General features: G+C 53.1%; 23 protein-coding genes. 11 read left to right on the top strand and 12 right to left on the bottom strand.

Going from position 1 to position 22,436, the window contains the following annotated elements; translation table 11 throughout:
- Positions 1-23 precede the first annotated feature (23 nt).
- The 6 genes from HGBM_RS10150 to HGBM_RS10125 form a co-directional block, all read right to left on the bottom strand.
- Positions 24-1,295 (bottom strand): dicarboxylate/amino acid:cation symporter, encoded by a 1,272-nt coding sequence (locus HGBM_RS10150; protein WP_019120996.1) that lies wholly within the window; start codon positions 1,293-1,295, stop codon positions 24-26.
- A gap of 137 nt (positions 1,296-1,432) precedes the next feature.
- Positions 1,433-2,722, bottom strand: coding sequence for a cation:dicarboxylate symporter family transporter (locus HGBM_RS10145; RefSeq protein WP_019120995.1), 1,290 nt, complete (start codon positions 2,720-2,722; stop codon positions 1,433-1,435).
- Positions 2,723-2,922: 200 nt separating this feature from the next.
- Positions 2,923-3,753 (bottom strand): energy-coupling factor transporter transmembrane component T, encoded by an 831-nt coding sequence (locus HGBM_RS10140; protein WP_019120994.1) that lies wholly within the window; start codon positions 3,751-3,753, stop codon positions 2,923-2,925.
- Positions 3,750-4,577: an energy-coupling factor ABC transporter ATP-binding protein gene (locus tag HGBM_RS10135; protein ID WP_019120993.1), complete on the bottom strand. Its 828-nt coding sequence runs from the start codon at positions 4,575-4,577 to the stop codon at positions 3,750-3,752. The genes HGBM_RS10140 and HGBM_RS10135 overlap by 4 nt, the downstream gene beginning before the upstream one ends.
- Positions 4,574-5,416: an energy-coupling factor ABC transporter ATP-binding protein gene (locus HGBM_RS10130; protein ID WP_019120992.1), complete on the bottom strand. Its 843-nt coding sequence runs from the start codon at positions 5,414-5,416 to the stop codon at positions 4,574-4,576. The genes HGBM_RS10135 and HGBM_RS10130 overlap by 4 nt, the downstream gene beginning before the upstream one ends.
- Positions 5,413-6,015 (bottom strand): QueT transporter family protein, encoded by a 603-nt coding sequence (locus tag HGBM_RS10125; protein WP_019120991.1) that lies wholly within the window; start codon positions 6,013-6,015, stop codon positions 5,413-5,415. The genes HGBM_RS10130 and HGBM_RS10125 overlap by 4 nt, the downstream gene beginning before the upstream one ends.
- Before the next feature lie 257 nt (positions 6,016-6,272).
- On the opposite strand from HGBM_RS10125, the gene HGBM_RS10120 reads away from it, so the two are divergent.
- The 9 genes from HGBM_RS10120 to HGBM_RS10080 all read left to right on the top strand — a co-directional run bounded on the left by HGBM_RS10120 (position 6,273) and on the right by HGBM_RS10080 (position 14,951).
- Positions 6,273-6,764 carry an Lrp/AsnC family transcriptional regulator gene (locus HGBM_RS10120; protein ID WP_019120990.1) on the top strand — a complete coding sequence of 164 codons (492 nt, stop codon included), beginning with the start codon at positions 6,273-6,275 and terminating at the stop codon, positions 6,762-6,764.
- An 83-nt stretch (positions 6,765-6,847) separates the two neighbouring features.
- Positions 6,848-8,395, top strand: a complete 1,548-nt coding sequence (locus HGBM_RS10115; protein ID WP_019120989.1) for an ABC transporter substrate-binding protein — start codon at positions 6,848-6,850, stop codon at positions 8,393-8,395.
- Between the two features lie 43 nt (positions 8,396-8,438).
- Positions 8,439-9,395 (top strand): ABC transporter permease, encoded by a 957-nt coding sequence (locus HGBM_RS10110; protein WP_019120988.1) that lies wholly within the window; start codon positions 8,439-8,441, stop codon positions 9,393-9,395.
- The gene (locus HGBM_RS10105; protein ID WP_019120987.1) at positions 9,395-10,225 is read left to right on the top strand and encodes an ABC transporter permease; all 831 of its coding nucleotides are present in this window, start codon (positions 9,395-9,397) and stop codon (positions 10,223-10,225) included. Before HGBM_RS10110 ends, HGBM_RS10105 begins: the two co-directional genes overlap by 1 nt.
- A 15-nt stretch (positions 10,226-10,240) precedes the next feature.
- Positions 10,241-11,209 (top strand): ABC transporter ATP-binding protein, encoded by a 969-nt coding sequence (locus tag HGBM_RS10100; RefSeq protein WP_019120986.1) that lies wholly within the window; start codon positions 10,241-10,243, stop codon positions 11,207-11,209.
- 1 nt (position 11,210) lies between these two features.
- Complete coding sequence (locus HGBM_RS10095; protein ID WP_019120985.1) at positions 11,211-12,182, top strand: ABC transporter ATP-binding protein; 972 nt, start codon at positions 11,211-11,213, stop codon at positions 12,180-12,182.
- A 25-nt stretch (positions 12,183-12,207) separates the two neighbouring features.
- Positions 12,208-12,792: a chromate transporter gene (locus tag HGBM_RS10090; protein ID WP_019120984.1), complete on the top strand. Its 585-nt coding sequence runs from the start codon at positions 12,208-12,210 to the stop codon at positions 12,790-12,792.
- Positions 12,789-13,319, top strand: a complete 531-nt coding sequence (locus tag HGBM_RS10085) for a chromate transporter (RefSeq protein WP_019120983.1) — start codon at positions 12,789-12,791, stop codon at positions 13,317-13,319. The genes HGBM_RS10090 and HGBM_RS10085 overlap by 4 nt, the downstream gene beginning before the upstream one ends.
- A 21-nt stretch (positions 13,320-13,340) precedes the next feature.
- Positions 13,341-14,951 (top strand): gamma-glutamyltransferase family protein, encoded by a 1,611-nt coding sequence (locus HGBM_RS10080; protein ID WP_019120982.1) that lies wholly within the window; start codon positions 13,341-13,343, stop codon positions 14,949-14,951.
- Positions 14,952-15,011: 60 nt separating this feature from the next.
- Here HGBM_RS10080 and HGBM_RS10075 read toward each other — a convergent pair whose 3' ends face one another.
- From HGBM_RS10075 to HGBM_RS10050, 6 genes are all read right to left on the bottom strand, one after another.
- Positions 15,012-16,613 (bottom strand): hypothetical protein, encoded by a 1,602-nt coding sequence (locus HGBM_RS10075; RefSeq protein WP_019120981.1) that lies wholly within the window; start codon positions 16,611-16,613, stop codon positions 15,012-15,014.
- A gap of 88 nt (positions 16,614-16,701) precedes the next feature.
- A complete protein-coding gene (locus HGBM_RS10070) occupies positions 16,702-17,481 on the bottom strand; it encodes an ABC transporter permease (protein ID WP_019120980.1) in 780 nt (259 codons plus the stop codon).
- Positions 17,478-18,401 carry an ABC transporter ATP-binding protein gene (locus HGBM_RS10065; RefSeq protein ID WP_019120979.1) on the bottom strand — a complete coding sequence of 308 codons (924 nt, stop codon included), beginning with the start codon at positions 18,399-18,401 and terminating at the stop codon, positions 17,478-17,480. Before HGBM_RS10065 ends, HGBM_RS10070 begins: the two co-directional genes overlap by 4 nt.
- A 131-nt stretch (positions 18,402-18,532) precedes the next feature.
- Positions 18,533-19,360 carry an aldo/keto reductase gene (locus tag HGBM_RS10060; RefSeq protein ID WP_019120978.1) on the bottom strand — a complete coding sequence of 276 codons (828 nt, stop codon included), beginning with the start codon at positions 19,358-19,360 and terminating at the stop codon, positions 18,533-18,535.
- A 114-nt stretch (positions 19,361-19,474) separates the two neighbouring features.
- Positions 19,475-21,163, bottom strand: a complete 1,689-nt coding sequence (locus HGBM_RS10055; RefSeq protein WP_173391382.1) for a glutamine--tRNA ligase/YqeY domain fusion protein — start codon at positions 21,161-21,163, stop codon at positions 19,475-19,477.
- A gap of 107 nt (positions 21,164-21,270) precedes the next feature.
- Positions 21,271-21,462 (bottom strand): hypothetical protein, encoded by a 192-nt coding sequence (locus HGBM_RS10050; RefSeq protein WP_019120976.1) that lies wholly within the window; start codon positions 21,460-21,462, stop codon positions 21,271-21,273.
- A gap of 210 nt (positions 21,463-21,672) precedes the next feature.
- On the opposite strand from HGBM_RS10050, the gene HGBM_RS10045 reads away from it, so the two are divergent.
- Together HGBM_RS10045 and HGBM_RS10040 are read left to right on the top strand one after the other, a co-directional pair.
- Positions 21,673-22,116: a hypothetical protein gene (locus tag HGBM_RS10045; protein WP_019120975.1), complete on the top strand. Its 444-nt coding sequence runs from the start codon at positions 21,673-21,675 to the stop codon at positions 22,114-22,116.
- Positions 22,104-22,403 (top strand): YxcD family protein, encoded by a 300-nt coding sequence (locus HGBM_RS10040; RefSeq protein WP_019120974.1) that lies wholly within the window; start codon positions 22,104-22,106, stop codon positions 22,401-22,403. The genes HGBM_RS10045 and HGBM_RS10040 overlap by 13 nt, the downstream gene beginning before the upstream one ends.
- Positions 22,404-22,436: the final 33 nt, after the last annotated feature.

Raw genomic sequence — 22,436 nt, 5'->3', positions numbered from 1 at the left:
ATTAGTAAATATTTTCTGATAATTCAAACTGTAAATGTCTTCTGCGGTTTGCCGCCCTTCAGCTTGCGCTTCATCCATTCCTTCCCTTCCAGAATCCGCGCCACCATCATGCTTGCAACCGTATCACCCGTCGCGTTCACCATGGTCGCAGGAGGATCCACCAGCGTCCCGATCATCGCGAGTATCGGCAGCGCCTCAGGCGGGAAGCCGTACATCGTGACAATCAGAGCCTCTCCAATAAATCCGCCGCCAGGTACCCCAGACATGACCACTCCGCTTAAGACTGCGATCAAAATGGCGGTAAAGTACGTGTCGATCCCGTGAAAAGGCATGTTAAAGATGCCGAAGATAAACGATATTTTTAAAATGGCGCTCAGACACGAACCATCCATATGGGCCGTCGCCCCGATCGGAATCACGATCTCGCGAATATCTTTCGGCACCCCGATCTGCTCTGCCGCTTTCAAATTGACCGGGATGGTCGCGACGCTGCTTGAGGTTGCCAAGGAAGTGACCGCCGGAGAGATGACTTCCTTCCAAAAGAGCTTCATGCCCGTTTTTCCGCCGGCAAACAGCGAATACAACGTAAATGCCACAATAAAATAGAGAATGGAAATCGGATAGTACACAGCCATCGCTCTGGCATATGAGCCCAACAGCTCAGGACCGAAGACTCCGACCAACGTCGCAAAATAAGCTCCTAAACCTATCGGCGCATAGTACATCAGGATCTGCACCAGCTTTAGCATGACATCAGACAGGACCGTCAGACCTTCCGATATCTTGCGTCCCTTTTCCCCCGTCAGGCTGACCGCCAGCCCGAATAAAATGGAAAATACAATGAGTGCCAGCATGTTTTTTCTTGAAAGAATGTCGCCAAAATCAGGGACGGTGAACGCCTTGACGATCTGATCGGCTGTTTTGAGCGGGCTGAAGTCTTCCGGCGGAACAAGCTCCAGGTTAACTCCTTGGGCCGGAGGAAACAAGCTGACGCCGGCCAGCATCAAAATCGACGAAATGATTCCGGTTACGATGAACACTGCCAGCATGACGCCCAATATCTTTCCGAGCCGCTTCAGATCGGCTACCCCGGCCACCGCACTGCTGATATTGATGAACACCAGCGGTACGACGATCGTGAACATGGCGTTAATGAACAGATCCCCTAACGGTTTGAGCACCTCCGCCTTGGGCCCCGCAATCAAGCCGATCACGGCACCTAACGCCACACAGATGAGCAGTTTGATCGGGTATTTGTAAGAGTTCCATACCCCGCCCTTTTTCGCTTGTACCATCCATTCCATCATCCTTTCAAATACCTTTTATTGTATTGCTTTCAATGCTGATACAAGTATATTCCGAATAGGCCAACGATACAAACGAAATATGCATGGTCGCAATCGGTATGGAAAAGAAAAAACTGCTGAGCGGATCAGCAGTTTTCAACGGTTTCCAACTGTTTATTCATCTTGACGGAAGTGGCGTATTGCTTGCCTTTTTCCGTATCGTATTGGCCTTCCCACTTGGAGATGACAACGGCAGCCAGCGAGTTGCCAATGACGTTGACCACAGTGCGGGCCATGTCGAGGATGCGGTCAATGCCGGCGATAAACGCCAGGCCTTCCAACGGTATGTTGACCGAACCTAAAGTGGCGAGCAGGACGACGAAGGAAACACCAGGGACACCGGCGATTCCCTTGGAAGTGATCATCAGCACCAGCATTAGTGTAATTTGTGTGCCGATCGGCAAGTGGATGCCGTACATTTGGGCAATGAACAGCGCGGCCACCGCCTGATACAAGGTAGATCCGTCAAGGTTGAACGAGTAGCCGGTCGGGATGACGAAAGAAGTGATCGCCCGGGGACATCCGAACTGCTCCATCTTCTCCATGATTCTCGGCAGTACCGTTTCCGAACTGGAGGTAGAGTACGCCAGCAGCAGTTCGTCTTTCAGGATGCGGATGAGCGAGAAGATGCTCACCCCGGCCTTCTTCGCGATCGCACCCAGGACGACCAGGACGAAGAAAATCATCGTTGCGTATACCAAAACAACCAGCTTGGCGAGTGGGAGCAGCGATTTCAACCCGAAGGTAGACACCGTCACGCCGATCAAGGCAAATACCCCGAAAGGCGCAAACTTCATGATTTGGTTGGTCACCCAGAACATCGCGCTGGCGACGCCCTGGAAGAACGAAATGACCGGCTTGCCCCGCTCTCCGATCGCGGCTACGCCAAGACCGAACAAGACGGAAAAGAAGATAATCGCCAGCATGTCCCCTCTGACGATCGCATCAAAGATGTTTTTCGGGACGATATTAACGAAGGTGTCGATAAAGCTGTGGCCGCCAGTTCCCTCAGCCGCCTCGACGTACTGGTGAATATCGGTCTTCGTCAGCTGGCTCATGTCGACGCCTGTTCCCGGTTGGAACAGGTTGGCGACCAAGAGCCCGAGGATGATCGCGACCGTCGTGACAATCTCAAAGTACAGAATCGCCTTCCCGCCAATCTTTCCGAGCTTCTTTACATCACCGACGCCGGCGACGCCGACGATCAGCGTGGAGATAACGATGGGAACGACAATCATCTTAATCAAGCGAAGAAAAATATCCCCGATGGGCTGCAGGTACGTTTTTACTTCAGGGCTGCCGTAAAAAATCGCACCCACGACGATACCGAGGATTAAGCCTATCAAAATTTGCAATGCCAGGCCGTATTTTTTCATAGAATGCACCTCACAACATGAAGATGAAACCGGTTACGCAATAAATGAAGATACTATCGAATATTGTCGATTAATGCCTATTTTATCTGGAATTAACTTTATAGACAATATATTTGAAAATATTACCACTACTAGTAAACTCCTTTATTTAATGAAAAAAACCCTCTTCCAAGAAGAAGAGGGGGTACGAAAAATACCACTTAAATTCTTGATGAAATAACTATTCCGAAGTGGCTGGGATGAATCCGCGCCAGATAGAACAGAACGGCGATTACCCCCAGCCCGATCAGCAGCATGATGATTTCATGCGTTTTCCAATTTGGCATGCTGTAAAACCGATGCTGGCGGTTTCTCATCTTGAAGCCTTTCGCGTCCAGAGCGTTGGCAATTAACTGAACCCGTTTTAAAGACGTAAAGATCAGCGGGACCAGCAGAAAGCCGTATTTGCGAATTTTTTGAAGGAGTGAGCCTTTGCCGAATTCCAATCCTCTCACCAACTGCGCCTCCCGTATCGTCATCAAGTCATTCTTGACCAACGGGATAAAGCGAAAAATCAGCGAAAGTAAAAAACCGACGGAAAAGGGAACACCGATCCCTTTTAAGCCCATCGCGATCTGTCGCGGCGAAGTGTGAAACAGATAAAACATCGACAACAGCGTGACGTTGGCAATGCGCAAGCCCATCCCAAGAGCCCATAAGACGCCAATATCGGTAATCTGCACCGGATACCCGATGAGCGAAATCTTACTCTCCCAGTAGGCGTGTCCAAGGTTGACAAAAGGCAGCCAGGTAATTGTCGTGAACAGGCCGCCTACTCCTCCTACGAGCAGATAAACCCTGCGGATTCCTTTCGACCAGCCTAGCTTGCTCACTACACCCAAGTTAAGGATCAAGATAAAAACCAGCACGCGAGGGTCTTGAAAAATAAACGGCAGCATCCCCAGCATGACGAAGGCAAGCAGGGCGAAGCTGGGATGAACGCCGGTATGATGTCGAGGTGAGAGCGGCCCCGTCTGTACAGAGTGATTCATCGGTACGTTCCTTTCTGCTCTTTCGCCAATCTGTCCTTTAGGGCGGACAACGTAAGCGGCAGCGGCTCACCCAGCCCGGCCAACAAGCTAAACCTGCAGACGGCCGGCGGCTCCACTTGCGCCTTTGCGAGCAGGTCAGGTCTGGCAAAAACAGCCTGCGGAGAGTCGTCACAGATGATCTCTCCCTGACTGAGCACAAGGACCCGGTCGGCGTATTCCGCCACCAGCCTCATGTCGTGGGTAATCACCAGGATCGTATGGCCGTCCCGGTGCAGCTTCCGGATCAGCGACATCATCTCTTCGACTCCGCGATGGTCGAGGCCGGTTGTAGGCTCATCCAGGATGATCGCTTGCGGCTTCATGGCCAATATCGATGCCACGGCAATTTTCTGGCGGGTCCCCTTGCTCGCAAAGTAAGGTTCTTCCTCTCGAAGCTGATCCAGCCCGACTGCCTGCAGCGCTTCACTCACCCTCGACTCCACCTCATCCGCCGGCAAACCCATGTTGCGCGGGCCAAAGGCTACTTCTTCCCCGACCGTCGATTGAAAGATCTGATGGTCAGGATTCTGGTAGCAGTAGGCTGCCTGACTGACCAATTCGGCGACCGAACACGTCTTGGTGTCCCGCCCGCCGACCCGCACGGTTCCCGCCACAGGCTTGTACAGTCCGTTGCAATGCTTGGCCAATGTCGTCTTGCCTGATCCATTTCCCCCGATCAAGGCGATAAATTCCCCTTGCCGAATCGTCAGATTGATATTTTTCAATACCGGCTGCCCGGGCGAATATGCGTAATGGACCTGATCAAACACGATGTGGTCCGTCATCGCCCTACCTCCATCTTCCGCGGCATCTCCTGATAGAGCCGCAGCATTTCCTCGACAGTGAGCGGAACCTTCCCGGCTCCCTGTTCGATCATCCCTTCCCTTTGCAGCCAAAAGTAGAGTTGAATCATATCCGGCACGTATACACCGCAGGCGGCAAGCTCATCAGGGCGCGAAAAAAACTCCGCTGTGGGCAGGTCGCACGCGAGTGTACCGGAGGAGATCAGCAGCATCCGGTCACAAAACCGGGCGAGCTCCTCAGTCGCGTGCGAGGAGACCACAATCGTCATGTTCCTCTCCCGCTTCAACTGCCAGAGCAGGGCAAACACTTCTCTTGCTCCCTTCGGATCCAGTTCGGACGTCGGTTCATCCAATAGGAGAATCTGCGGTGAGGCTGCCAAAGCCGAAGCAATCGCCACGCGCTGCTTTTCCCCTCCGGAAAGCTCAAAAGGAGATCGTTTGGAAAAGCCCTCCAACCCCACCAGCTGCAAAACTTCCGCTATGCGCCGCTTGATCTCGTCATCGCCATACCCCGCATTTTCCAAGGCGAAGGCGATTTCCTCCTCGACTGTCAATCCGATGAACTGCGTCTCCGGATCTTGAAATACGACCCCTACTTCACCCGATGCCTGGCGACTGCCAGAAAAATCCCCTGCATAATTTGCAGGGATCAGCCCGGCCAGCGCCAGCAGCAGTGTGGTCTTGCCTGCACCGGAGGGGCCGACGACACCGACGACCTCTCCCTCGTGCAGATTCAGATGAATATTGTCCAGTGCCCGGTCGTGTGCCTCTTCGTAACGCCAGCTTAGCTCGTGCAGCGTGAGCAAAGCTTTCCCCGTCACTGGAGTTGGCTCCTCGTCGGCAGCAGGGCGATGCTTTCGTATGGACGGCCGCGATAGAGCCCTGCCCGCTTGACAAACGGGAACAGCAATTTCAGCAGGACCGGGCCGAGTACCGCTGTGGCGATCGCCTGATTTAAGAATACGGTTGGCACGAACAGGGCGGCGATCTCCATCGGCGTAAAGCCAAGGGCGACGTTGAGCAAAATCGTGCAGGCCACCACGGCGGAAGCGATCACAACGACAAACACGTAGTACTGAACGTAGCTGCGGGTCGTTTTCAGCGCCGGGTGACTGACGGCGATCAACGGAATAAAACCGCCCAAGAAGTTGGAGATCAGCCCGGCAATCAGGATATGGGGTGCGGCGCTGCCCTGGAACAGGTCACTCACCATGTTGCCAAAGGCAAGTCCGATGCAGCCGGGGATCCCAAACAAGATGCCGAACACAGGCTGCAGTGCGTTGGCTGGACGAATCGGAACGGAAGGGATCAGCTTGATTTGTGCCAACATAAGAAGCGCGACGGCATACAGAGCCGCGGTCACGACAATCAAAACAAAGTCAACCGTTGTCCACTTACGGCGAAAGACAGATGTCCACATGTGAACCTCCTGCATCACGACAAATATGGAATAAAACCTATGTCCTATCTTATACCTCTCACTCTTGGCTGACAATGGCCGAGCATGTTTCGCCGATTTTAGAAAAATTTTATAGCAAGAAAAAAAGGAAATAGTGTTGAATGTTTCGATTTCATATTTTATTATATTTAACATTACTTTAATTCGTCCTTTTCAAGCAAAAAAACAGATGTAATTAGGAATGAAACAACAATAATATGACGAAAAGAGGTTGATTTATGGAGGAAAATTACCAACGTTCGCTCTATTCAGGACTGGATGACCTCGACTACAAAATCGTGTCCTTTCTTCAGGAAAACGCCCGCATTCCCTTTACCCAAATCGCCAAAGAATTGGGAGTAACAGAGAAAACCGTCCGAATGCGGGTCCAGCAGATGCAAGATGACGGAGTTTTAAGCCTGGTGGGAGTCGTCAATCCGATCAAGGCCGGCATCCGCGTGGAGACGGTCATCCTGATCGCAGTCGATGAGAACAGGTTGGACGAGGTTGTGGCGGAACTGCAGGTTCTCGATGAGGTTCGCCTGGTTGTGCTGATTTCCGGAGAATATCACCTGATGATTCAAGTCTTCTCTCGCGATTATGACGAGTTCGCCGAGTTCATGATGAAGAGATTGAACAAGATCGAAGGGATCTCCAAGACCAATGTGATCATGGAACTGAAAGTATTAAAGTCGAAGCTGAAGTTCATTCGCGATTACCGGAGCTTGTAAAGGAGGGGACGGCAGGGGGCCGATTGTCATTTCAAAAATTGTCTAAAGATTAAAATGATAAATAGCAGGAGGGACAAGCACATATGTTATCCATAAAAGTTCGCAAGTCTTTAGCTGTAGTGCTCCTGGGGAGCATGGTGGCGCTTGCCGGATGCGGCGGCGGCCAATCGGCATCTGAGCCGGCAAAAGAGGGCGGCACGAGCTCGCAGAAGAAAGTCGTCAACATCGGGTTAAAAGCAGACCCGCCCAGCATGGACCCGGTCATGTCCACATCCCTGTACGACCGGCAGGTTCAAAACAGCATTTACAACAAGCTGTTTGACGTTGACCCGGACGGCAAAATCGTGCCGGTGCTCGTCGACTCCTACAAGGTCTCGGAAGACGGAAAGACCTATACGCTGACGCTGAAAGAGGGCATCAAGTTCCACGACGGCACCGACTTCAATGCCGAGGCGGTCAAATTCAACCTGGAACGCGGGCTGGGAGACAAATCAAAGCGCAAAGGCGAGCTGAAGCTGATCAACTCGGTCACTGCACCGGATGCCAAGACAGTGGTGATCGAATTGAAGGAGCCATTCTCTCCTTTCATCTCGATCCTTACTGACCGTTCCGGTATGATGGTCTCCCCTGCAGCCGTAGAAAAATACGGCGATGACTACATCAACCACCCTGTCGGGACGGGACCGTATGTGTTCGTAGAGCAAGTAAAAGGCGACCACGTTACGCTTAAAAAGAACGAAAACTACTGGGATGGAGAAGTAAAAATTGACGAACTGAACTACAAAGTGTTTACCAACAGCACAGCCGCTGTGCAAAACCTGCGCTCCGGCATGCTGGACATCGTCGACGAAATCCCTGTAAAAGAAATCCCGACGGTTGAGAATGATCCCAATCTTCAAGTTGTCGCACAGGCCAACATGGGATACCAGGGCATTTACCTGAATACGACCAAAGCGCCGTTCGACAACCAATACCTGCGCCAAGCGGTAGACCGTGCTATCGACCGTGCGACAGTGGTAAAAGTCCTGTTTAACGGATACGCTTCTCCGGCTAACTCGCCGTTCTCGCCCGGCAGCCTGGCTTACGGCGATTCGGACAAATACGAACAGCCGGACCCGGCCGTCATCAAGGATCTGCTGACCAAGGGCGGCAAACCGGACGGCTTCTCGTTTAAACTGCAAATTTCTACCAACCCGGTCAACGAGCAGTTTGGCGCAGTGATTCAAAACATGCTGAAGCAGTACAACATTAACGCGGAACTGGAAAAAGTGGAGTACGGCACGATGATCGAAAACGGCGACAACGGCAACTTCCAGGCTCTGCAGCTGGGCTGGTCGGGACGGATCGACCCGGATCAAAACATCTACGACTTTGTCGTGACAGGCATGCCCAACAACAACTCGCGCATCTCCGTTCCGGAATTGGACGACGCCTTGAACAAAGCCCGTGCCGAGCTTGATCCGGCAAAGCGCAAAGCGCTCTACGACCAAGCGATGGAAATCCTGCACGAGAACGCCGGATACAGCTACATCTATCACAACTACGACAAGATCGGCTTGTCGAAAAAGATTTCCGGCTTTACCTACGTACCTGACGGCATCATCCGCACTGCGAAGTTGGACAAGCAATAAAGCAATCGTGCAGCAAGCATAAAAGACCTAGGGGAGATCAGCCATGATGTTTGTACTAAAGCGTCTGTTACTGACGATTCCGATTCTCTTCCTGGTGTCGATCATGACATTCTCCTTCATTCACATGATCCCGGGCGACCCAGCCCGGGTCATCTTAGGACAAGAAGCGACACCGGAGGCGTACCAAGCCCTGAGACAGGAGCTTGGCCTGGATAAACCGATTGCCTGGCAGTATGTCAGTTGGGTAGGAAAAGTCCTTCACGGCGATTTGGGCATCTCGATCACCGACAGAGTGCCCGTCGTCGATCTAATCGCACAGCGGCTGCCGGCAACAGTCGAGCTGACGATCGGAACGTTTGTTTTTGCCTTACTTATCGCGCTGCCTACCGGGATCTTGGCCGCCATGCGGCGCAATACCTGGATTGACTACACCAGTTCCTTCATCGCCTTGGGCGGGATGAGCATCCCGAGCTTTTGGCTGGCAATGATGGCGATTATTTACTTTACTGTTGAAAACCACTGGCTGCCTTCTTCAGGCTATGTCCCGTTTTTTCAAGACCCCAAACAAAATCTGCTGGCAATGATCCTCCCTTGCATCGCGACCGGATTGCGCGAATCGGCCGTACTGATGAGGATGCTGCGTTCTTCCCTGTTGGAAGTGGTAAATATGGATTTCGTCCGGACAGCCAAGGCCAAGGGCTTGAACGAAGTCAGAACGATGCTTGGCCACGTGCTGCGCAACGCTTTGATTCCTGTCGTCACCACGTCCGGTCTGATGGTTGCCGGGCTGCTCGGCGGTCTCGTCATTACCGAATCGATTTTCTCGATCCCCGGCTTCGGCCGCCTGATCGTCGAATCGGTATTCAAACGCGATTACGTGACCGTTCAAGGAGCCATCCTGGTCTCCGCCATTCTCGTCGTGTTCGTCAATTTGCTCGTCGATTTGCTCTACGTGTTGATCGACCCGCGCATGAAAGCAGGCAAGGGGGCTGATTCCTGATGAAGTCCTTGAAAAAGTTCTTGCGGACGGGTCTGGGACTGATCGGGGCACTGATTATTCTGGCGCTGATATTCGTCGCACTGTTTGCCAATCAAATCGCACCGTACGACCCGAATGCACAGAATTACGACCAAATTTTGATGCCGCCGAATGCCGAGCACATCTTCGGCACAGATGATTTGGGCCGGGATATCTTCTCCCGTGTCGTCTTCGGTTCGCAAGTTTCCATCAAGGCGGCACTGATTTCCGTCGGAATTGCCATGATCATCGGCGTGCCGATCGGCCTGTTTACAGGGTATTACCGCGGATTTTGGGACGAGTGGGTCGTGATGCGAATCATCGATGCCATGCAGGCGTTCCCCTTCCTGATCCTCGCCCTGGCGATCTCCGCCGTGCTCGGCAGCGGATTCGGAAACGCGATGCTCGCGATCGGGATCGGCTTCGCGCCTTCATTTGTCCGCATTACCAGAGGACAGGTGCTCTCGCTGCGCAATATGGAGTACGTCAACGCGGCCAAATCCGTCGGGGTAAAAGACATGCGGATTATCTTCCGGCACATTTTGCCGAATGCCTTGGGCCCGATCATCATTCAAGCCACGCTGGCGATGGCGACCGGTATTCTCGCCGAGGCATCGCTCTCGTACCTGGGGCTGGGCGTCCAGCCGCCGACCGCTTCCTGGGGCAGCATGTTGAATCAGGCACAGTCACTGATGTCCGTCGCCCCTTACGCCACCTACTATCCCGGTCTGGCCATCTTTATCGTCGTACTCGGATTTAATCTGCTTGGGGACGGGCTGCAGCAATTCCTCGACCCGAGAACCAGAAAATAGAAAGGAGTGGGGAGGATGACCGCCATCTTAGAGGTACAACAACTGAAAACCCGGTTCAAAACGGATCACGGCAAAGTGGCTGTGGTAGATGGTGTTGATTTTGTCATTCGGCAAGGCGAGACACTTGGGGTTGTCGGTGAGTCCGGTTGCGGTAAAAGCATGACCAGCCTCTCCATCATGCGGCTGCTCCCGTCAAACGGATCACCGGAAGGAAAAGTGCTGTTTGAAGGCAAAAACCTGTTGGAGCTGACGGAAAAACAGATGCAGAAGATTCGCGGCAACGAGATCGCGATGATCTTCCAGGAGCCGATGACCTCGCTCAACCCGCTCCACACCGTGGGAAAACAGATCGAAGAAGCCATTCTCCATCACCGGAAAATCTCCAGGGAAGAGGCGAAAAAGCGGGCCATCGATATGCTGAAGGCAGTTGGCATGCCTCGCGCTGATGAAATATACGGCGAATATCCGCACCAATTGTCCGGAGGGATGAGGCAGCGGGTGATGATCGCCATGGCGATGGCCTGCGATCCCAAACTGATCATCGCCGATGAACCGACGACAGCGCTTGACGTGACGATTCAGGCGCAAATCCTCGAATTGATGCAGGAATTGAAGGAAAAGACTGGCACCTCGATCATGCTGATCACTCACGACCTTGGGGTAGTAGCTGAAATGTGCGACCGGGTGATCGTGATGTACGCGGGCCAGGTCGTCGAAGAGGCAGATGTCAAAAGCCTGTTCGAAGACCCGAAGCATCCCTACACGATCGGCTTGATGAACTCCATTCCCGATCTGGAAGACGAACGGGAATACCTGGAGACGATTCCGGGTTCGGTGCCCCTCACCCACCAGATGCCAAAAGGCTGCCGCTTCGCTCCAAGGTGCAGCAAGGCGATGCCGGTCTGCCACGAACATCCTCCGGAGCTGCTTTCACTCGATGATCACAAATGCCGCTGCTGGCTGTACGTGGAGGTGGATGAATAAAATGGAACCGCTATTGGAAGTAAAAGGCCTGCAAAAGTACTTCCCGATTCGCTCAGGAGCCTTGAAGAAAACGACTGGCTATGTCCGCGCGGTCGACGGGATCGACCTGACTGTTTATCCCGGTGAAACCGTCGGGATCGTCGGGGAATCCGGCTGCGGCAAATCGACGACAGGCAGAACCATTCTGCGTCTGTTGGAGCCGACCGCCGGAGAAGTCTGGTTTAACGGCAAGGACCTGGCCAGGCTCAGCAAAGAAGAGATGCGCCGCACCAGAAAAGATATTCAGATGGTGTTTCAGGACCCCTTCGCTTCGCTGAACCCGCGGCAGACGATCAAGCAGATCCTGCTGGAGTCGCTTGAGGTCCACGGAATCGGCACGAAGGCGGAGCGGCTCAAAACGGTAGAAGAAATCATCGAGGTAGTCGGTTTGCAGAAAGAACACCTGAACCGCCATCCTCACGATTTCTCCGGCGGACAGCGGCAGCGCATCGGGATCGCCCGGGCACTCGTCCTGAAGCCAAAACTGATCATTGCCGACGAACCGGTCTCTGCACTGGACGTCTCGATTCAATCGCAAATCTTGAATCTTTTAAAAGACTTGAAGAAAGACTTCAACCTGACCCTGCTGTTTATCTCGCATGATCTTTCGGTCGTCAAGCATATTTGCGACCGCGTTGCCGTGATGTATTTGGGCCGCGTCGTTGAAATAGCCGACAAGCAGACACTCTTTAAGAACCCGAGCCATCCCTATACGCAAGCTCTTCTCTCCGCTGTCCCGCAGGCCAATCCGAATGTGAAGCGCGAGAGAATTATCCTAAAGGGCGATCTTCCCAGCCCCGCAAATCCGCCAAGCGGATGTACGTTCCACCCCCGATGCATCCATGCCACCGAGGAGTGCAAAACAGCGGTCCCGCACTTGCAGGATATTGGAGACGGCCAGTTGGTTTCTTGCCACTTGCTGAAGGGCCGCTGATTACCTGGCAGAGAGGATTTTCAAAATGATTTACTGGCAGTTGTTTCTCGCTTTCTTCCGCATCGGAATCTTCGGTTACGGCGGCGGCCCGACGATGATTCCGCTCGTCCATGCAGAATGTGTAAAAAAGTACAATTGGGTTTCCGCAGAAGAGTTTGCAGACTACTACGCTTTGGGAAATGCACTGCCGGGACCGATCGCGACGAAAATGGCCGCTTACGTCGGGTACAAAATGAAGGCCTGGCTGGGCGCGACGGTCGCGATAACAGCCGTTTCCTTGCCAGTCGTCATCGGCATGGTCGTTTTGATGCAGTTCGTCAGCGTCCTGAAGAATTCCAGCACCGTTAACGGGATGATCCAAGCCATCCAGCCGGTCATCGCCGTGATGATGATCACGCTCACTTACGAATTCTTTATCAAAGGCTGGAAAGGGGCCCAGAAAAAGAGCGGCTATCTTGGATTGCTTGCATTGTCCATCGTCGGGCTGCTTCTGCTTGACATCCATCCCGGCCTGCTGGTGGCCGTCATCTTGTTGGGTGCCTTCCTCTACTCCACTTGGCATGCGAAACAGCAAAAGGCCAAGGAACAAAGGAGTTCTCGCCAACTATGATTTACTTGCAGATCTTTTGGGCCTTTTTTATTGCGAATATATTGGGGTACGGCGGCGGCCCGCCCGGTATTCCGCTCGTTCAAAATGAAGTCGTCAATCACTACCATTGGCTGACCAACCAGGAATTCGGCGAAATCCTGGCTGTCGCCAACGCTCTGCCCAGCCCTATCTCAACAAAGCTGGCCGGTTACATCGGTTACGAGGTGGCGGGTGTGCCGGGAGCTGTCGTCGGGCTAATCGCTACCGTGGCTCCGACAGCGATCGCGATGATCCTGCTGCTGGGTTTTATGAACGTGTTTCAAAAAGCCCCGCAAATCAAGGCGATGACTCAGTCCGTTCGCTCGATCGTCGCCGTCATGCTGGGGATCCTGGCCTACGAGTTTATCCAAGGCTCGATTGAGCAGATTGGTTGGGTGCACACGCTGATTCTCGCGGCAGCCGCCTTTTTCTTCTTGGAGAACAGAAAAATCCATCCTGCTGTCGTGATCGCAGGGGCGATGGTATACGGTGTCGTATTTTTACATTAATCTTTTTTAGGGAGGCAGCATATGATACAGTTCGATCCACTCACATACCCATATCCTTCGCAACGCACCGCAACCTACGCCAGGAACGGTATGGTGGCTACCTCACAGCCGCTTGCCGCCCAGGCCGGGTTGGAAATTCTCAAGCGCGGCGGCAATGCCATCGACGCTGCTATCGCTACAGCAGCCTGTCTGACTGTCGTCGAGCCTACCTCCAACGGAATCGGCGGGGATGCCTTTGCGCTCGTCTGGACGAAGGGAGAGCTGCACGGGCTGAATGCCAGCGGCCCCGCCCCCAAGAGCATTTCGATCGAAGCGGTGAAACAGGCAGGACATGACAAAATCCCTACCTATGGCTGGATCCCGGTAACCGTTCCCGGTGCTCCGTCCGCTTGGGCGGCACTGTCTGAGCGATTTGGCAGACTTCCGCTGACAGAAGTGCTGCGGCCCGCGATTGAATACGCGGAGAACGGCTACCCGCTTTCTCCAACGTTAGGTAAATATTGGGAATTGGCCTACAACAAGTTTACCAAAGCGCTCGATGGAGCCGAATTCGAACACTGGTTCAAGACCTTCGCGCCAAAAGGGCGGGCTCCGCGCATCGGCGAGATCTGGAGTTCGCCCGATCACGCCAAAACGCTGCGAAGCATTGCCGAGACGAAAGCAGAATCGTTCTATCGCGGCGAACTGGCTGAAAAAATCGACGCCTTTTCCAGGCAGCACGGCGGCTTTCTCTCCAAGGAAGATCTGGCTGCGTATTCGCCGAAGTGGGTCAAGCCGATCAGCGTCAACTACAAAGGCTATGACGTCTGGGAAATCCCGCCCAACGGCCAAGGCCTCGTCGCCCTGATGGCCCTCAATATATTGAAGGGATATGAATTTGCGGCAAAGGATTTGACCGAGACCTACCACAAGCAGATCGAAGCGATGAAACTGGCTTTTATCGACGGGTTAAAGTACATCACCCAGGCAGATAAAATGTCTGTAACGGTCGAGGGGCTCTTGTCCGACACGTACGCTGCCTCAAGGCGGGCCCTGATCGGCGAGGAAGCGCTGCAGCCTGAGCCGGGCGAACCGGCCAGAAGCGGCACCGTCTATCTGGCGACAGCCGATAGCGAGGGAAACATGGTCTCCTTTATCCAGAGCAACTACATGGGCTTCGGCTCCGGCATTGTCATCCCGGGTACGGGCATCGCGATGCAAAACAGGGGTCACAACTTCTCGCTCGATCCGTCCCACGACAACCGGCTGGAGCCGGGCAAGCAGACGTACCACACGATCATCCCGGGCTTCCTGACGAAAGAGGGCAAGCCTGTCGGACCGTTCGGGGTGATGGGCGGTTTCATGCAGCCGCAGGGTCACGTCCAGGTGGCGATGAACCTGATCGATTTCGGACTAAACCCGCAAGCTGCTTTGGATGCGCCGAGATGGCAGTGGATCGAGGGCAAAACGGTAGAACTGGAGCCGCATTTTCCTGAGCACATCGCGCTCAATCTGGCCCGGAGGGGACACGACATCAAGCGTCCGCTGGGCTCCGGCGGATTTGGCCGCGGCCAGGTGATCGTGCGGGACGAGAACGGCGTTTTAAGCGGCGGAACCGACTTCAGAACTGATGGAGCCGTGGCCGCCTGGTAATGAACATGAACAAGGACCGGCCTCACGTTTTGTGAGTGCCGGTCCTTGTTTGAAGCAAGTTTATCGTTTTAGCGGAACGATCGACTCATCCACAAGCTTCAGTTCCCCGCCTTTGACCGACCAGGTGGATACCGCCGTCGCCAGGCCGTCGGCGTGATAGGCCCCGGAGATGCGCTGCATGCCGCGCAGTTCGTAGACGCCGTCTTTGTTCGGGGCGAGGTCGACCGGCTGCCGCAGGCCAAACCCGTCCACCATACCTTCCGTCGCCTTCAGCAGTTTGCCCGATTTGTCGTAGATACCCATTTCGATGTACTCGTCCTTATTCTTGCTGAGGTCGATCGTCGCTTGTTTTTTCGTCACTTTGTTGACGACTTCTACCTTGTATTGGTCTTGAAACTGCACATCGTATTGGAGTCCCGCGTTCAACTTGTCCTGGGCGATCAGTTGGGCCGGCTTGTTGTCCGTAAAGCGAAGCAGGCTGTATATCGAAGTTCCACCGCTGCCGCCTGTTGCCATTGACACAAGCACGTTCTTGGCCTTGCCGTCATCGAACCGGCCGATAAACAGTGTCGGCCCGTAACCGCCGTTGTCCTCTCCGACCGATTGTTCCACACGCTGTTTGGTCTTGCCGTCTTCCACCACGACGCGCAGATTGGTTGTGTAGATGCTGTCTTTTTCCCGCTCACCGACGAGCAGCACGTCGTCACGCACGCCGTCACCGGTCACATCGGCGTACCGGGTGTCGAGGATGACGGACTTGTCATTGAACGGTGTCCCCGCCTGGTAGTTGGGCGACGGGATGTTGTCCCTGTTGATGCTGTTTATATCGACGCTCACCGGGACGAGCTTGCCTTCTTCCAGTTTCCAGGCGGAAGCAGCCACGGCGATCTTGTCGGCGTTGTACTGGCCGGAAATCGCCTGGACGCCTTCCAGCAGGAACGTTCCATCCGGCTGCCAGACGGGGGCAAGCTGGCTGAAGCCATTGGAAAATCCCGCTACCTCCTGTTTCAGCTTGCCGTCCTTGTCGTAAATGCCCGCTTCGATGTAGCCTTCCCTGCCTTCACTGATGTCGACTGTCGTCTCGGTTTTGGTCTTTTGCTCCGTGATCTTCGCTTGAAACTGGTCGATAAACTTCACTTCGAACTTCAAGCCCGCGTTTAGCTGCTCCTGGGCGACGACCGGTTTGCCGACGCCGTCTTTAAAGCTGATCAGGCCGTATGTATTGACCCCCCCGCTGCCGCCGGTCGGCATGGTGACCAGCAGATCGCGTTCGCCGCTCTCGCCAAGGGTAACGGCCGTCAGATTCGGCTCATAGCCGCTGTTCGCCTCGCCGACAGAGACTGTCGTGGACTTCTTTGTCTTCCCGTCGCTGAGCACCAGTTTGATATCCTGAACGAAGATGTCCTCCGGCTTGTCCTTATGCCCGATCAGCACTACGGTATCCGGCTCTCCGTCACCGGTCACATCGTCCTGGAGCCAGTCAAGCACGTACATGCCGTCCTTGGCCGAGATGCCGTTCATCGTGAACAGACTGTTCTTTTCCAGGTTTTGCATGACCGCATTCGTGGCCATCGCATTGACCGGAATGCTCCCCAAACCCGCTGCCGCCAGCATTGCCCCGCTCAGGGCGAATGCAGGCGCGATATTTACGATCTTCTTCATAACATTGTCCTCCCATCTATCTCTCTTGACCATTTCCATTGTAAAAGGGCCGGCCGAAAAAGTAGTTACAAACTGTTAACAATAGCTGTCAGCGAATATCCCGCTTGACAAAGATCAGGTCGGCGACGATCAGCAGCACAACGATGTAGGCCAGGATGACCGCCAGCGAAAACCCGAGAGTCATCCCGGCAAAGGGAGGCTGCATGCCGCTATTGATCAGCGGGTCGGGGTCGTACACGGTCAAATCCGTGTTGGCAAATATGATGTACTTGGCCCAAGCGTATTTGGACAGCATGGTAATCAGCAAGCCTCCGATAAAATTGGCGATGATTGCAACGCTGATCGCGAGGCCAATGCCGCGAAATACGACTGCCAGGAAAAACGAGAGCGTCATGATAAACAGCATTCCCGGCAAATCGTACAAGATCTTTTTGTAAAGAATCGCGAAGCTGACATCTCCCGGCGAGCTTGTCCCAAAGAGAACCACGCCCGTCAACAGGCTGACGAACAGCAAGACAGCGTACGCGATCAGGACGATCAGGATAATGCTCACGTACTTGGACAACAGCACCGCCGTCCTGCTGGCAGGGCGAATCAACAACTGTTTGATCGTGCCGTCTTTAAATTCCTCCGTGATCGTCTGCGCCCCCATCACCACCGCGAAGATGGTAATGAAGGGAGCCAAAGCCATTTTCATATAATTGCTGAACTCTACGAAGTTGATCGTTTCCCCGGCAGCCGGGATCATGTACTTCATCAGGATCGCAGAGGCGATGACACCCATCACTAAAAACAAGTAGTAAAACCAACTATTGCGTTTGCTGTGAATTTTCATCATTTCATTTTGGATGAGTCGGAGAAATCTCATGAACGGGTTCCTCCTTCGGTCAAATCCAGGAACATGTCTTCCAGCGATTGGGTGAGCGTCGTGATCTGATAGATTTTCACGCCATTGCCGACGAACAGACTGATGATTTCCGGAACTTCTTCCTTCTGGGCCTCAACCGTTACGCTGTTCTCGTCCGACCGTACCATCCCGTACATGGACAGCAGTTTTGCAGCCTTGCCGGCGTCATCTACTTCAAACACGACCGGCAGTCGATCTACCGCCGCCTTCTCACTGCGATTCAGCACCCTCTCGGCCACGAATTCCCCGTCTTGAATGATCACGACCCGGTCACACATCAACTCCACTTCGGGCAGCAGATGGCTGGATACGACTATCGCGATGTCCTCCTCTTTTGCTAATTTACGCAGGTAGTCACGCAGTTGGCGAATCCCTTTGGGGTCGAGGCCGTTGGTCGGCTCGTCCAGGATCAAAACAGAGGGCCGATGCAGCAGGGCCTGCGCGATCCCCAGGCGCTGTCTCATCCCCAAGGAATACGTTTTGACCTTTTGATGAATCGCATCCTCCAGTTCGACCAGCCTGACGATCTCTTCGATCCTCTCCTCGCTGACCGGCGTTTCGCTCATCCGGGCGAAGTGGATCAGGTTCTTCATTCCGCTCATGTATTGGTACAGCTCTGGATTCTCCACAATCGCACCGACATGAGCCAGGGCCTTGCCCCGCTCTCTTTTGATGCTGTGGCCTTCGATGTAGATTTCTCCCTTGGTGATAGAGATCAAGCCCACGATCATCCGGATCGTCATCGTCTTCCCGGAACCGTTGGGGCCCAAAAACCCGTACACCTCTCCCCGCCGGACGGAAAAGGAGAGATTCTTGATAATTTGCTTGCGCCCGATACTTTTTGAAACATTTCTTAACTCTACAACGGCTTGATTTGGCATCTCCCTATCCTTTCTTGTGTTTAATCCGTTCCCTTACTTATACGTTATATCTCCTTTTTGCGTTTCCCAAGAAACAGAAAAAGACCGTCTACCAGCCATTTTCAGGCGGCAGAACGGTCTTTTATCCCCTGTTAGAAATTAAAGTTGTCCGGGTCAGCCCCAAAGCGTTTGTTCTGATTGAGCTGATTGATTTTCTCCATGTCTTCTGCGGAGAGTTCGAAATCAAAAATATCTTTGTTCTCGATAATCCGCTTTTCATTGACCGACTTCGGAATCGTGACGACTTCATTTTGCAGGTCCCAGCGCAGGACGATCTGTGCCGGCGACTTTCCGTATTTTTTGCCCAGTTCTGCAAGGGTGGGATTGTCCAGATTGCCCTGCATCAGCGGACTCCAGGCCTCCAGCTGGATCTGCTGGCTGCGGCAGAAGGAACGAAGCTCCTGCTGAGAGAGCAGCGGATGGTACTCCACTTGATCGACCATCGGCTTGATCTCGCTGTCCGCAAGCAAATCCTCCAAGTGGTGAACGTGGAAGTTGCTGACGCCAATCGCCCGGACCAAACCGTCTTTGTACAATTTCTCCAAAGCGCGCCAGGTGTCCTTATACTTGCCCTTGACCGGCCAGTGAATGAGGTACAGATCGACGTATTCCAGCCCCAGCTTTTTACGGCTGACTTCAAACGCCTGCAGGGTCGACTCGTATCCCTGATCCGTATTCCAAACCTTTGTAGTGATAAACAGCTCTTCCCGCGGCACGCCGCACCCGGCGATCGCTCTGCCTACCCCTTCTTCATTGCCGTAGACGGCCGCTGTATCAATGCTGCGATAACCGGCTGAAATCGCCGCTGAAACGGCATGCTCCACCTGTTCCCCATCCGTCACTTTCCACACGCCAAGTCCAAGCCAGGGCATCTTCACACCATTGTGCAATGTCGTACAGTCTGCAACATGTTTTGCCATCCCGGTTCCTCCATTCACATATGTAACTTACCTTATCTTCGTAATCATACCACAAAGCGGCGAGGCCGTTGCACTTTCGGGCCGCCTCGCCGCTTCCTTCACCTGTTTCCTTCTTTATTTTTTGACTTCAAACGAGCTTTTCAGGGAGACGATCAGGTTGAATACCAAATGTCCGTCTCTTGTGTCCTTCGGATCGACATTAAAATAGCCGTGGCGGAAGAATTGGAACTTGTCTTGCGGTTTTGCGTCCTTCATATTGGGCTCGACAAATCCTTTGACAACTTCCAAAGAATGCGGGTTGATATAGTCTAGGAAGGTCTTTCCTTCCTCTTCTTCTTCCTCGTCGAGAATCAACGGCTCGTACAAGCGGAATTCAGCAGGGACCGCCCGCGAAGCCTCTACCCAGTGGATCGTCCCTTTTACCTTTCTGCCGGTAAAGCCGGATCCGCTTTTGGTTTCCGGGTCGTAGGTGCAGTGCAGCTCGACGACGTTTCCGTTCTCGTCTTTGACGACGTCGTGGCACTTGATGAAATACGCGTGCTTCAGCCTTACTTCGTTGCCCGGAAACAGCCGGAAGTACTTGCTCGGCGGGTTTTCCATAAAGTCGTCCTGTTCAATGTAGATCTCGCGGGAAAACGGAATTTGCCGCATGCCCATGTCCGGATTTTCCGGATTGATCTCGGCGTCGAGCCATTCGATCTGCCCTTCCGGGTAGTTGGTGATGACTACCTTCAACGGTCTCAGCACAGCCATCGTTCTCGGAGCCTTTAATTTTAAATCCTCGCGAATAAAATGCTCCAGCATTTTCATATCAACGACACCATAGTTCTTGGCGACGCCCGTCTCCCTGACAAAATTGCGGATCGACTCGGGCGTGTAGCCCTTTCTGCGCAGGCCGGAAATGGTCGGCATGCGCGGGTCATCCCAGCCGTCCACGACTTTTTCATCGACGAGCAGCTTTAGTTTTCGCTTGCTCATCACGGTGTTGGTCAGGTTTAACCGGGCAAACTCGTACTGCCTCGGCTGATGTTCTGTTTCACATTCGCGGATGACCCAATCGTACAGCGGGCGCTGATCCTCAAATTCCAGCGTACAGATGGAATGGGTGACCCCTTCGAAGGCGTCTTCCAGCGGATGGGCGTAAGCGTACATCGGATAGATGCACCACTTGTCTCCGGTGTTGTGGTGAGGGGTGTGGGAAATGCGGTACAGAACCGGGTCCCGCAAGTTGATGTTGGGCGACGCCATGTCGATCTTGGCCCGCAGCACTTTCTCACCGTCTGCAAACTCTCCCTTGCGCATCCGTTCAAATAAATCCAGGTTTTCTTCCACGCTTCTGTTGCGGTACGGGCTCTCTGTTCCTGGCTCCGTCAGCGTGCCGCGGGTCGCTCTGATCTCTTCTGCGGACAGGTCGCAAACGTACGCCTTGCCTTTTTTGATCAGCAGCACGGCTTTATTGTACATTTCCTCAAAGTAATCCGATGCGAAAAACAAGGCTTCCCACTCAAAACCCAGCCATTTTACATCCTCTTTGATCGACTCTACAAACTCGACATCTTCTTTTACCGGATTGGTGTCGTCAAAGCGCAAGTGGGTCTTCCCTTTGAACTCGTCGGCTAATTCAAAATTCAAGCAGATGGATTTGGCATGTCCAATGTGCAAGTAACCGTTGGGCTCCGGAGGGAACCGGGTGACCACTTGATCTACCTTGCCGGATTGTAAATCTTCTATGATAATATTTCTTATAAAATTTGAGACAGCCGGCTTGTTCTCCACTTTTATCAACCTTTCACAAAAAGTCATCGTCGCTAGCATCAGTTTATCTTTAATAAATAATACCGATTGAAACCAAAGAGTTCAACTTTTTACAGCCATTCTGCGGCTTTTTTCCGAGGGAAGAGGGCCGCCAGTCAATAAACCAGATCCATCAGGCGGTAACATGCGATAATCTCGAACGGGTGAAGCTCTTCCCCGTAGACGGTAACCGTCCTCATCCCCTTTAAAACAGGGTGGTCATACGTTATTTCGGCCAAACAATCGCTGGACTCTCCGCGGTAGCAGTACGTTTTGCGGTCGAAGAGGTTTACACTTCCCCTGCTCATCGGCGATCTCTGCGGCAATGCCTGGGCTATTTCCCTCCAACGTACTTATTGTTACCACAATTATACGTCATAAAACCAACCTTATTAAACACACATGTCAATAATCGGATGCGGTAATCATCAGGCAATGTAAAACAGCAAAGTTGTCGCATTGATATAAACGAACATTTATATTAGAATATAATTAGAGGCACTGAAAAGGAGAGGAATATGGCGAACATGTGGAAAAAAATCCTAATGCTGTTTACGGCGCTTACCTTAGTCTTCGCATCTGGCGGTTTTGGTTATGGACATGTAGAGGCAAAAAAAGTATACAAATCCGGCACCAAGTCATTTAACTCGAATACGACCAATACATCGGGAACAACCTCGAATACGACAAACGCCACCACGAATAAAAGCACCAACACTCAGACCAAAAACGCTGCCCCGGCGACGCCGAATACCGGCGGCTTCATGAAAGGGCTGCTGTTTGGCGGATTGGCCGGCTTGCTGTTCGGAAGCTTATTTGGCGATATGGGCATGCTCGGTGCAATGCTCGGCTTCCTGATCAACATCCTGGCAATCGTCGTGATCGTGTCGCTCATTCGCAGGATATACCTTTTCTTCAAAAACGAAAAGAAAAAGCAGGAACCTAACCCATGGAGACAATAAAACTATCGGAACAAGAATTGGTGAATGCAGTTTGTCTGTACGTAGCCGACAAAAGACAGATTCAGCCCGAAGAAGTGACGGTTGAATTGGTCTGGGATGACGAGTACGGCTTTTCAGCCGAAGTCTACGTTTCTGGCCGTCAGCAGGTGCTGGTGGAGGCCAACCTGTTGGAGGCGATACGCCTCTGGCTGCAGACTCAGTTAAACCGCAATCCGTACTCTGCCGCTCTCGAGCTGGTGCTTGATGACGACGAGGGGATTATCGCCCTCGCAAAATATTCGGCCTGACCGGCACAAGGGAAAAGCCCGTGGACGCACATT

This window comes from Brevibacillus massiliensis (assembly GCF_000311785.1).
GTDB classification, from domain to species: Bacteria; Bacillota; Bacilli; order Brevibacillales; family Brevibacillaceae; genus Brevibacillus_C; species Brevibacillus_C massiliensis.
The sequence above is the reverse complement of the archived record's forward strand: the minus strand, read 5'-3'. Positions and strand labels throughout refer to the sequence as shown.